The sequence below is a fragment of the Streptomyces sp. NPDC002536 genome (genome assembly GCF_053594995.1).
Window position 1 is genome coordinate 16,538 of sequence record NZ_JBSFWU010000102.1, and the last position, 10,955, is coordinate 27,492.

Annotated in this window: 6 protein-coding genes and 1 pseudogene; 1 reads left to right on the forward strand and 6 read right to left on the reverse strand. The window is 72.6% G+C overall.

Annotated elements, in window-relative coordinates:
• Window positions 1-12 precede the first annotated feature (12 nt).
• The 6 genes from ACWD4B_RS28655 to ACWD4B_RS28680 form a co-directional block, all read right to left on the reverse strand.
• Entirely contained in the window at window positions 13-1,410 is a 1,398-nt protein-coding gene (locus ACWD4B_RS28655) for an MFS transporter (protein ID WP_451423468.1), read from the reverse strand.
• A 52-nt stretch (window positions 1,411-1,462) separates the two neighbouring features.
• Window positions 1,463-2,188: an SDR family oxidoreductase gene (locus ACWD4B_RS28660; RefSeq protein WP_451423469.1), complete on the reverse strand. Its 726-nt coding sequence runs from the start codon at window positions 2,186-2,188 to the stop codon at window positions 1,463-1,465.
• A gap of 3 nt (window positions 2,189-2,191) precedes the next feature.
• Window positions 2,192-4,060 carry an FAD/NAD(P)-binding protein gene (locus tag ACWD4B_RS28665; protein ID WP_451423470.1) on the reverse strand — a complete coding sequence of 623 codons (1,869 nt, stop codon included), beginning with the start codon at window positions 4,058-4,060 and terminating at the stop codon, window positions 2,192-2,194.
• A gap of 315 nt (window positions 4,061-4,375) precedes the next feature.
• Complete coding sequence (locus ACWD4B_RS28670) at window positions 4,376-5,284, reverse strand: helix-turn-helix domain-containing protein (protein ID WP_451423471.1); 909 nt, start codon at window positions 5,282-5,284, stop codon at window positions 4,376-4,378.
• Between the two features lie 5 nt (window positions 5,285-5,289).
• Entirely contained in the window at window positions 5,290-5,925 is a 636-nt protein-coding gene (locus ACWD4B_RS28675; protein WP_451423472.1) for a TetR/AcrR family transcriptional regulator, read from the reverse strand.
• A gap of 37 nt (window positions 5,926-5,962) precedes the next feature.
• On the reverse strand, window positions 5,963-9,913 hold the full coding sequence (locus tag ACWD4B_RS28680; protein WP_451423473.1) for a type I polyketide synthase: 3,951 nt from the start codon (window positions 9,911-9,913) through the stop codon (window positions 5,963-5,965).
• Window positions 9,914-10,478: 565 nt separating this feature from the next.
• Here ACWD4B_RS28680 and ACWD4B_RS28685 point away from each other — a divergent pair.
• Window positions 10,479-10,955, forward strand: a pseudogene (locus ACWD4B_RS28685) (transglycosylase SLT domain-containing protein); the annotation flags it as partial.

Consider the following 10,955-nt stretch of genomic DNA (forward strand, 5'->3'; position numbering starts at 1 on the left):
TCGCTCCATGGGTCAGGTGCGGGGTGTGTGTCCGGCGGGTTTGATCCAGGTGATCGTCAGCGCGAGGGCGACGAGGAAGAAGAGGGCGGCGAGTGCGAGGGCGGTGTGCAGGCCGGTCAGGAAGCCGGAGCGGTGCCCCACGAGTGCGCCGAGGACGGCGACGCCCATCACGCTGCCCGTCTGCCGGGCCGCGTTGAGGAGTCCGGAGGTGACGCCGGACCGGGCGGCCGGGGCGGCCGTCATGCCGGCGGCGGTGGCGGCCGGGGCGGTGAAGGAGATGCCGAACCCGATGGCCATCATCGGCCAGACCAGCAGCCAGTAGGGTGTGTGCGCGCCGGCCGCGGCCAGGCCGCCGAGGCCGACGGCCCCTGCGACGAGGCCGGTCAGCATGGGCAGCCGCGGTCCCGTACGTGCCGTGACCTTGCCGCAGGCGAACGCGGTCAGGGAGGCCACGACGGCCTGGGGGAGCAGAGCGAGGCCGGTCTCCATCGCGGAATAGCCGCGGATCTGCTGGAAGTAGAGCCCGACGACGAACAACTGGCCGTAGAAGCCGAGGTTGATCTGCAGGCCGACCAGACAGGCGGCGGTGAAGCCGCGGTTGCGGAAGACGCCCGCCGGGAGCATCGGGGTGGCGGAGCGGCGCTCGTTGACGAGGAACACCACGACGGCGGCTGCCGCGATCAAGAAGGCGACGAGGACGGGTGCGGCGGTCCAGCCCCGCACGCCGGCCTCGATGAACGCGTAGGTGAGGGTGCCCAGTCCCACGACGGCGGCCAGTTGCGAGGACGGGTTGAGCGAGCGGGAGCTGCCGGGTGCCTCGGGGATCCGGCGCCTGGCGACGACCAGGCCGAGCAGCCCCAGGGGCACGTTGAGGAAGAACACGGACCGCCAGCTCAGCGTGGTGACCAGGATGCCGCCGACGACCGGGCCGGCGGCCACGGCGACTCCGCCGACACCGCCCCAGACGCCGAACGCCCGGGCGCGGGCCGCCGGTTCCGCGTAGATCGCCTGCAGCAGGGACAGGGACGTGGAGACCAGCAGTGCCGCTCCTGCGCCCTGCAGTACCCGGGCAGCCACCAGCGCCCAGACTCCCGGTGCCAGTCCGCACAGGGCCGAGGCGACGGAGAAGACCAGCAGGCCGAGCGAGAAGATCCGCTTCGGCCCATGCCGGTCCCCGAGGGCTCCGGCGGTCAGCAGCAGGGCCGCGAAGACCAGGGTGTAGCCGTCGACGGTCCATTGCAGACCGCTCATTCCCGTGTGCATGCCGTCGCGCAGGGCGTCCAGCGCGACGTTCACCGCGGTGGCGTCGAGGCTGACCATGAAGAAGCCCACGCAGATGGTCAGCAGCGCGGCGGTGTCGGCACCGGTCGACCGGCTTGTGGTGAGTGTTGTCTGTTGTGTCGTAGCCACGATGCACTCTTCGGGTTCGATGCGGGTTGGGGGTCGCCGGGCCTCGGACGGTTCAGGCGATGGTGGCGCCGCCGTCCAGGGCCAGCGTCGTGCCGGTCGCGTAGGCGTTGCCGGCCAGGAAGACGATGGCCCGGGCCACCTCTTCGGGGGTGCCCACGCGCCCGGCGGGGAGCCTGTCGCGGACGGCACGGCGGTCCTCCTCGGACATGCGGGCCATCAGGGCGGAGGTGCTGAGGATGCCGGGGGAGACGGTGTTGACCCGCACCGGCGCCCGCTCCAGGGCGAGGCCGCGGCCGAGCCCCTCCAGGGCGGCGTTGATGGCGCTCATCAGGGCGGATGCCCTGCTGGGGCGGACGGACAGGATGCCGGACACCAGGGTCAGCGATCCCATGGGCCGGATGCCGATGCTCCGGGCGACCCGGTAGGCGCCCCAGAACTTGCTGTCCATGGCGGCGTGGCAGTCGGCCGGCGGCAGGGTGTCGGCCCGGCCCATCGGCATGGGCGACTCCGCCGCCGAGATCACGACGTGGTCGAACTCGCCCGCCCGGGCGGCGAACTCCTCGACGGCACGGTCGTCGCGGACGTCGAGGGTCCGGCCGGTCGCGTCGGCGTCGCCGAGCTCCTTGACGGCCCGTTCGACGTTCACCAGCGACCGGGAGGCGACGGTCACCCGGGCACGGGCGGCTGCGAAGGCGTGCGCCGTCGCCAGTCCCACCCCCGAGGTTCCGCCGACGATCAGTACCTTCCGGTCCTCGAACAGGTCCTTGCTGATGCTCATTTCTCACCTCGTGGGGTTCGGGGCGTGCAGTGCGGACAGAGCGGGGGCGAGGGCGTCCGCGGCGATGGCGTCGGCGTCCCGCGTGAACTCCCCCCAGGCGCCGGGGCGTCCGCCGCCGACGTGGGTGAGCCAGCGGGTGTGCTCGGCCGGGATGCCCAGGACGTACAGGCTGGTGTCGGGGCCGCCGGCGCCGACGGGGTGGTACGGAGCGGGGGTGACGGCCACGCCTCCGGTGTCGAAGGCGCCGCTCCCGTCGCCGTGCCGGAAGGACGTCAGCACGCCGTCGTGCAGCAGCCTCCTGACCAGCGGCGAGGTGTCCCTGCGGACGTCGGGGCCGGGGATCCGTGCGTCGACGAGGGCGGCGACCTGCCGGCCCGATCCCGCGACGCCGGGCGAGGCGATGCGGAAGCCGTCGCCGTCCGCCGGGACGGTGAAGGTGCTGTGCGGGCCGACGAAATGGAGCAGCCCGCAGTCCATGAGTGCCAGCGCCTGCCGCAGCCTGCGCACGGGCGGCCCGGCGGACAGCATCGAGTAGACGGGGACGAACCAGCCGAGGAAGTCCTCCCGGTGCGAGCGCGGTGTCAGCCCTCCGAAGTCGACGGCGGCCTTGTTGACGGCGCGGACGTCCCGGAGGGTGTCCGTCGTGGCCTTGAACGGGCCGTCCGCGTTGCCCAGTTCTGCCGCCGCGATGTCGTCGAGCATCCAGCGGCGGAGCGCCGCGGTGAACTCCTCGGGGCCGGCGAACCGGTGCTCCGCGAAGGGCCGGGCCCAGGCCTGGAGATCCACCGCGGGCACCTCGTCCAGGCCGAACCGCCGTGCCGTGCGCAGCACGGCCTCCTGGGGCGGGCACGCCGACGTCGCGGCGCAGTCGGCCGCCTCCTCCGCCAGGAGACCGGCGGTCCGCTCGTCGTACGCGCGGCGGGCCGCGGCGCACGCGGAGACCAGCTGCATCTCGCCGAGCAGCCAGGGGAGTACGTCCCGGCGGAAGTCCAGCGGGCCGGAGCCGCGCAGCTGCCGGATGCGCTCGACCGTGAACAGCGCGGGCCGGTAGGCGTGGTCGGAGGGCTTCTGGTTGCGCGCCCGCGCCGGGAACGGCACACCGCTGCGGGAACCGGCGAACATCCTCGGCTCGCGCCCGCTGGGGACGTAGCGCAGTCCGTCGGCCCCGTCCGGCACGAACCTGCCGCCGCGGCCGGTGGTCAGGGACGCCATGACGTCGTAGAACGACAGACCCAGACCGATGATGCCGACGTTGTCACCCGCAGGGATGTCGTCCAGCGGCATGTCCGCGGCGGAGTCGCCGCGCAGGTAGCGGGTGCCCGGGCGGTCGGCGGCGTGCGCGGCGAACCGGCTCTGCGTGCCGTCGAGTTCATTCACCGCGTGCCCCGTGGTCAGTACCACCCGGTCGGCGCGGATCCAGGTCCCGCCGGCCAGGACGACCCGCCAGCCGCCCTGGGGGTCGCGGCACAGCTCGTCGGCCCGGGCGGTCAGGCAGTGCAGGGTGACGTGGGCGGGCAGGGCGGCCGTGATGCGGTCCAGGACGAAGCGCAGGTAGTGGCCGTACAGGCCGCGCGGCGCCACGTCGTCGGGGTCGGCCCGGCCGGGCTCGGCGGCCTGCCACCACTCGGCGAGCGACGGTCCCGCACCCGGCCGGGCCGGTCCGTCGTCGGCGGGGCCGGAGAACATGGTGACCTCGCCGGCGGGGGTGTTCATCAGCAGCCAGTCCGGCTGGTCGGTGCGCCAGATGCGGCCGCAGCCGACCTCGACGGCGTCGACGGCATACAACTCGACTGCCTTGCCGGAGTGTTGCCCGGCGAGCCGCACCGCCAGCCGTTCGAGCACGGAGAGTCCGCGGGGACCCGTTCCGATCACGGCGATGCGGTGCGGCCGGGGTCCGGCCCCCTCCGGGGGTGAGGGGGCCGGGGCTTGGGTGCGGACGGGCGCGGACTTTTCGGGAACCATGGGGGTACACATCTCCCTGGCCGACAGGACGGTGGGGGCCGTCCCGGCGGGGAATCGGAATTCCCGGCCCGTCCGGGAGGCGGCCGGGATTGATTACATCTCCGCGGCCTCGGCGTTCGCAATGTGCGCGGTGAACTCCTTGTACAGGGAAAGGAAATCGGACGCACGCAGCGGAGCCGGCCCTGAACGGGTCGGCTCCGCTGCGTGGTTGTCGCTGTTCGTTTTTTAAGCGGCTTCCGGCCGCCCGGAGACGAGTTCGGCGAATGCGCGCCATTCCTCGGCACGTCGTAGCGCCACGGTGCGGACGAGGGGTGCGCAGTGCACCGGGAGGTCGTTCATGACGCGGCGCCATTCCTCCTGGTCGATTCCGGTCGTGCGGAGCATGCGCAGCAGCAGCCGGCCGGATTCCTTCGACCGCACGGACGGATCCCGCATCAGGAGCCGGACGGCGTCGGCGACGGTGGGTACGGGCGGCGGGGCTCCGGAGCCGGCGGGCCGGGCGCCGCGGTGGCGCAGGGGGACCGGATCGCGGCCGTGCCGGACCCGTTCGCGCACGTCGCGGACCGTGCTGGCGGAGACCCCGGCGGCGCGGGCGATCTTCCGCAGGGACGCGCCGGGGTCGGCGGCGAGCAGGGCCGCTGCGCTACGGCGGCCCTCGTCGCTGCTGAGGGGGCGGGCGCGGCCGTCGCGTCCGACCCTGGTGTGCGAGTGCGGACCGTCCGCACTCGCACATCCGCGGACCCTGGCCACGGTCTTCGCGCTGATTCCGGTGTGCTCGGCGACGGCCCGGTCCGACCAGTGCGGGTGGGAGACGATGATGCGGGCGGCGGCGGCCTTGCGCTCGGCGAGCGTGAGCGGCAGCCCGTGCCGGATGTTGCGCTGCACCGACAGGACGAAGGCCTCCGCCGCACTGCCGTCGAAGTACTCCACGAGAATGTCCGTGCCGCCGCGCATTTCCGTCGCGCGCACGCGGTGCATTCCGTCGATGACGCGCATGGTGGAGCGGTGGACCAGTATCGGCTCGAACGGGGTTTCCAGCCGGACCAGTTCCCGTAAGTGGGCCGGGTCCTCCGGCCGGCTGCGCGGGGAATCCGGCGACAGGAGCGCACCGATCGCCACGCGTTCGGCATGCATTTCGATCACCTCGTCTTTGTTTCGTTCCCGGACGGTGCCTTGATGCCGACCAGCAGAATGCGCAGGACCTGCTGCAGTTCGTAGCCGAGGGAGAGGGAGGTGTTGACCCGGGCCCACCGGTACAGCGTGCCCAGATAGACGTCGCGCAGGACGTTGCCGACCCGGGTGGCGTCGATGTCGGCGGCGAACTCCCCGCGGAGCCGGCCGGCTTCCACCGCCTCGGCGAATATCCGTGCCGCGTACGGCTCCTCCAGCAGGGGCTGGCCGGCCTGCACCCAGGCCTGGAGCATGGCGGGGGTGGCCCGGGCCTCCTCGTCCTCGTTGATCCGGCTGAGTGCGGCCATGCACCGCTCGAGGCGGTGCTGGTACTCGCTGCCGCCCTCGGACACCGGCTCCTCCAGATAGGTCGTGAGCCGCTGCCGCCGGCGCTCGCCCCACTCCGTGATGAGGTCTTCCTTCCGCTTGAAGTGGTTGAAGAAGGTCCCGCGAGCGACATCGGCCCGTTCGGCGATGTGGTCGATCGAGGTGGCGGCGTACCCCTGTTCGCTGAACAGGGACAGCGCCGCCTCGTAGATCCGCTCACGGACACGCTGCTTGTTGCGCTCGCGGCGGCTTGCGGGCGTGGGGGACATCGTGTCCATGTCGTGGCCTCTTCCTCGGGGCTTGGACCCTACAAACTTACACCAAAGAACAAAGTTGGTCTCCAGTATATTCGTGATCTGCGGTCACGTCAGCTGTACGGCACGCCGTCAACTCGCCCAGCAGTGCCTCGATGCTGTCGGCGCCCAGCAGCAGGTCCACGGGAACCTCCAAACCGTGAGTGGCCTGCAGCCGCCGCCTGAGCTGCGTGGCCATGACCGAGTCGAGCCCGAGCTCGCGCAGCGAACGGGCCCGGTCGATCCGGTCGGCGGGCAGCCCCAGCAGGCCCGCCGCCTCCCGTACGACCCCCTCCGCCCCCGAAGGCGCCGCGGGAGGAACCGTGGAGGGAACCGCAACTCCCCTGTCCGGCGGGGCCGTCGGGGCGGCCGGACGGGGCGGCCGCGCCTCCAGGGTGCGTGGTGCGGGGCGCCCCGCCGTGCCGCCCCGCATTCGGCGCAGCAGCCGCCCGGGGAACTCGGCCGCCCGCATCAGATCCCGGGTCCGGGCGGCCGGGGGGAGACGGTGCAGCGTCACGCCGCGGAACTCCGCGAGCACCTGCCGGTCGTACCCGGTCACGAGCACGTCGGCCCGTTCCCGCCCCCGCGTCCCGTCGCCCGTGAAACGGGCCATGACCCAGAACTCGCCCGGCAGTTCGTCGTGGATGCACACGGATTCGACAGCCGTCGGCACATAGGCGTGCCGGGCCGTGCGGAAGGGGCCGCCGCCGGAGTGCAGGGCCAGCAGCGGCTGCAGGACCGTCTCCCATGCCAGCGTCAGGGGCACGGCCGGGCGGGTCATGCGCGCCACCACCTCGCGGGAGCCGTGCCGCAACTCCCTTACACCGAGCAGCACATCGGGAATGCGGAAGCCGCAGAGCAGGGCATGCCGCTGGAACGCGGCCGGGCCCATGAGCCGGGTGCACCGGGTGAGCGCGGCGACGAGGGGGCCGCCGGCCTCGGGCGCTCCCTCGTACGGCACCGACCGTAGCCGGGCGCGCAACACCGGCACGGCGGAGCACTCGGCGTCGTCCGTCACGAGCGCGTCCACGGACGTCTCCCGTACCCCGTCCGCCTCGGGCGCGCTCCAGGACGTTCTCAACTGCCTCACGGTGCCGGTCTCGACGAGCTCGGCACCGAAGGAGACGTCCTCCAGTACATGGATGGACCCGTCGAGCGCGGGCAGCCCGAGCCCGGCCAGGATGCCCGAGAGCGCGGGCAGCGGGGTCAGGCCCCGTACGGACGCGCCGCCCCGGAAACCCACCGCCGACCGGCAGGTACGGCGTCCGTCGGGCGCCGCGTCGGGCAGCGCCGGGCGCTGCCGGTAGTTCTCCGCGTCCCACGGGTACAGCGGCAGCGGAACCCGGCGGACGTCCTCCCCGTACCACCGGTGCCAGTCGACGCGGGTACCGTGCACGAACATCCGGCCGGCCGTGCAGGCCATCGAGACGGCCTCCGGCCGGTCACGGTGCAGCGAGCCGACCACGCGGGCCGGCGCCCCGGAGGCTGCCAGGGTCTCCTCCACGGCGCCGGTCAGCGCCGGATGCGGGCTGATCTCCAGGAAGACGTGCGCGCCCCGCTCGGCGACGGATGCGACGGCATGGGTGAACCGGACCGGCCTGCGGAGGTTGTCCATCCAGTACCCGGCGTCCAGTTCGGTCCCGGCCGGCGGGCGGCGGTGGACGGTGGAGACCATCTCCCCGGTGAACGGCCCGGGACACACGTCGGCCAGGGCCGCGAGCACGTCGTCGCGGAGCGCGTCCATGTCGGGCGAGTGAGAAGCCACGTCGACCTTCACCGTGCGGCAGAAGACCCCGCGGGAGCGCAGGCCGTCGGCGATGGCCTCCAGGGCGTCCGGGGCACCGGCCAGCACGCTGGACGAAGGGGAGTTCTCCACGGCGAGCACCACTCCCGTGCCGTGGTGCGCCGCCAGGGCCTCGGCTTCCTCGGCGGGAAGCGCCACGACGAGCATGGCGCCGCGTCCGGACCGGCGCATCATCAGGCGGCTCCGGCGGCAGATCACCGCCGCCGCATCCGTGCGGGAGAGCGCCCCCGCGACATGGGCCGCCGCGATCTCGCCCATGCTGTGCCCGATGCACACGTCGGGTTCGATGCCGCGCCGCCGCCAGGCCTCCGCCAGTGCCACCTCCACGGCCCACAGCACGGGCTGCACCGTTTCGACGCCGCGGAGCTCGCGCCGCTCGGCGAGGACGTCGGCGGGCGACCACCCGGCCTCCTTCAGCACGGCCTCGTCGCAGTCCCGCAGGGCCTGCGCGAACTCCGGCCATGCGACGCGCAGTTCGTCGCCCATGCCCGGCCGCTGGGAACCCTGGCCGGGAAAGACGAAGGCCGTGCGCACCGTTCCGGTGACCGGCTGTTCGCCGACGCCGCCGAGCGGGGTGGGCTCGCCCGAGGCCAACGACCGCAGAACCGCCTCCAGTTCACTGTGGTCGTCGCCGACCGCCCACAGACGGTACGGGTGGCTGTCGCGTCGGCAGGCGGCCGTGGCGCAGATGTCCCGCAGCCGCTGCCGTCGCCCGCGCTCGCCGTCGCCCAGGTGCTCGGCATAGGAGAGCGCCAGCCGCCGCAGCGCCGCGGGCGACCGGGCGGAGAGGACGAGGAGCTGGGGGCCGGAGGCGGCGCCCTCGGCGGGCTCGTAGCCCGGCGTCTGCGCCGCTTCCGGCACGTACTGGCCCACGACGACATGGGCATTGGTCCCCGACAGGCCGAACGAGCTGACACCGAGCAGCGCCGGGCGCCCGGCCTCCGGCAGCGGCCGGTTGCGTGCGACGACTTCGATGGACTGCCCGCCGCCGGCCAGCAGCCGATGCGGCTGTGTGTAGTGGAGCGACGCGGGGACGAGGCCGTGGCGGGCCATAAGGACGGCCTTGATGAGTCCGGCGATGCCTGCCGCCGCCTCGGTGTGCCCGATGTTCGTCTTCACCGAACCGGTCAGCAGCGGTCGGCCCTCCGGCCGCTGCCCGCTCATCTCCGCGGCCAGGGCGCTCAGTTCCACCTCGTCACCGGCTGTCGTCCCGGTGCCGTGCGCCTCCACGTAGGCCAGGTCGCCGGGGGTGATGCCCGCACTGCGCCACGCCTCGCGCAGCATCTGCCGCTGCCCGTCGACCGCGGGGCGCAACAGGAAGCCGCTCGCGCGCCCGTCGTTGGTGACGGCGCTGCCGAGGAGAACGGCCTGGACGGTGTCCCGGTCCCGCACGGCGTCCTCCAGCCGCTTGAACACCACCACACCCACGCCTTCGCTGCGCACGAAGCCGTCTCCGCGCGCGTCGGCGAACTTGCACCGGCCGTCGGCGGCGAGCATGCCGCCCTGGGAGTAGGCGACGGCGTCGTCGGGCGCGAGGATGACGTTGACCCCTGCTGCGATGGCGACGTCGCTCTCGCCGGAGAGCACGCTCAGCCGGGCGGCGTGCACGGCGACCAGCGAGGAGGAGCAGGCCGTGTCGGTGACCATGCTGGGGCCGCGCAGGTCCAGGGCGTAGGAGAGGCGGCCCGCGGTCACCGCCCGGATGCGGCGCCCGGCCGAGTCGTGCACGCCGCGTTCGGCCAGCGGCTGCGGGAGGTCGCCGTAGTCGGAGGTCGCCTGGCCGACGAACACGCCGGTGCGGGTGCCCGCCAGGTCGGCGGGCCGGATGGCGGCGTCCTCGAGCGCTTCCCAGGCGCAATGCAATAACAGACGCTGCTGCGGGTCCATGGCCCTGGCCTCGGCGGGCGAGATCCCGAAGAATCCGGCGTCGAAGGAGAAGACGTCGTCGAGGAAGCCGCCGTGACGGGAGTTGGTCTTGCCCGGAGTGCCGGCACCGGCGGCGTAGTGGTCGTCGATGTCGAAGCGGTCGGAAGGGACCGCGGTGATGGCGTCCCGGTTGTCCTGCAGCAGTGACCAGAACCGGTCCACGCCGTTGGCCTGCGGAAACCGGCATCCCATGCCGACGACGGCGATCGCGCCGACGCACGCGGGTGCACTCTTACCGTTCACGATGAAGTCCCCCATCTGCCCGGCCGGCAGCGGGGACGCCCGCTGTCAGCGGGCACATGTCGATGTGAAGGGCCCCGGAAGGCACTCCCTCGTACCCCCGAGGCCAAAAATAGACTGACACACAACAATGGCTCGTAGTTCAACCACTACCCAAGCGATCTACCGGTTCGGGTCAAATTCCTTTCAAGCAAGGGCACTTCGCCGTGCGCGGGGGTGCCGTCGGCGTGTAGTCAAATGAGTTTTGCCCGTACGAGGCGGGGCCCCCTCGGAGTGTGGTCGTACGGCCGCGGACTGTGTACGTGATCAAGGCTCCGTGTGAGCCCGCCCATGAGAGCCAGGTCACGTGCGATGCCGCATCGTAGAGGACTAAAGGCCTGAAACGGACATTTCCGGGCTATTTGGTGGGTGTGCGCAACGACGTCCGGTAGTAGGTCACACCTTTGCCAGCGGATTTTCCGGCCGCTAACAATTGCCGAGTCGCACGGCGCCGTCGAACGAGACGCGGCGCTTCATTCGCGCCAACGACGGCCACTGCGACTTCGCGATTGGAAGGATCAGCTCGCTCATGCGCACCACCACCATCTCCGGCTATACCGCTCTGACCAAGACCCACAAGTTCTCCGCCGCAGGCATCGCCGCGACCGGCATCGCCGCCGTCGCCTTCGCCGCCCTCGGCGGCGGCACGGCCCACGCCGCCCCCGCCGTGAAGCCGGTGGCGCAGAACGCGCAGTCCTTCGGTGAGACGCAGCAGGACGAGCTGACCCAGCAGGCCGACGACGCCGCCACCCGGGCCACGGCCACCGCCAAGGCCGCCGTCGAGGCCAAGCAGAAGGCGGACGCCGATGCCGCCACCGCCGCCGCCAAGGCGAAGGCCGACAAGGAGCGCGCCGCGAAGGAGGCCGCGAGCCGTTCCACGGAGCGCGCCCCCCTGAAGGCCGAGAAGGCCGAGGCCGCTGCTGCGGCTCCCAAGGCCTACGGTGACAATCTGGACGGCTGGATCACCCAGGCGCTGGACATCATGAAGGCCAAGGGCATCCCCGGC

Excerpts from the sequence above, each read along its gene's own strand:
- ACWD4B_RS28660 (WP_451423469.1), bottom strand. The coding sequence starts at position 2,188 with ATGAGCATCAGCAAGGACCTGTTCGAGGACCGGAAGGTACTGATCGTC.
- ACWD4B_RS28670 (WP_451423471.1), bottom strand. The coding sequence starts at position 5,284 with ATGCATGCCGAACGCGTGGCGATCGGTGCGCTCCTGTCGCCGGATTCC.
- ACWD4B_RS28675 (WP_451423472.1), bottom strand. The coding sequence starts at position 5,925 with ATGGACACGATGTCCCCCACGCCCGCAAGCCGCCGCGAGCGCAACAAG.